Below are 808 nucleotides of genomic sequence, written 5' to 3'. Positions count from 1 at the left end.
GATGCATTTGTTATATTTTATGCACCCAAAGCTATTTTCTTAATAGCCTCTAAGGCAAAATCTCTTACTTCAGGAACAGAAAATACCTTTTTTATAGATGCTGATATCTTACTTTTATTAACATTAAGCCAAACACCTTTAGGCAATTTTTCAGCCGTAGTACTTGCTTTATCTAAAGCCGATTTTAATTTTTCTAATTTCTCTTCTGATAATTTACATTCTTCTTTAATGGCCTGAATTCGTTCAAATAATGAATCTAAATTATTCCGCAATTCATCCACCTCAGTTGATGAAAAATGACTCTCAGGGTTTTCAACATTACTAGGAAAAATCTTTTCAATTTGATTATGTAATTGTTCATCATCAACTATTTTTGGAGAGTAAATTACCAACAATTCCGTCTCTATATTCTCGCACCAACCCTGAATGCTACTTATAATCGGTTTTAGTGATGATAAATCGTATATGTCTTCTGACTTAATATCACCAGGACATTCTGTAATTACATATTTAATTTCATTTACTTTTTTATACTCTGAAGTTTCAGTTGAAGGAAAGCCTGCCGCAGCAAATATGCCACCTTTAGGTTGAGATATCTTGACCTCCTCTTCATATTCAACTTCCTTAACATTGAACTGAAAAGATGGGTGATGCTTAAATGACAATTGAATAAGATCTCCATATTGTGGATACTTAATATCAAAATCGTCGACTGTGAAGGCTGTATTATCTATCGCTGCCTCGATTTTAGAAATAAAACTCTGATTTAGTTGCACACCTAACCTCCCAAAAAATATAACGCCTGCAT

The 808-nt window shown here is 32.7% G+C and carries 1 protein-coding gene; it reads right to left on the bottom strand.

What is annotated here, in order from left to right:
- Positions 1–17: 17 nt before the first annotated feature.
- Positions 18–808: hypothetical protein (locus A6E03_RS18220; RefSeq protein WP_083201881.1), on the bottom strand; the 791-nt coding region annotated here is incomplete at its 5' end.

The organism is Aliivibrio sp. 1S128 (assembly GCF_001691065.1).
In the GTDB taxonomy this organism is placed as follows: domain Bacteria; phylum Pseudomonadota; class Gammaproteobacteria; order Enterobacterales; family Vibrionaceae; genus Aliivibrio.
This window is presented reverse-complemented; position numbering and strand designations above follow the sequence as displayed.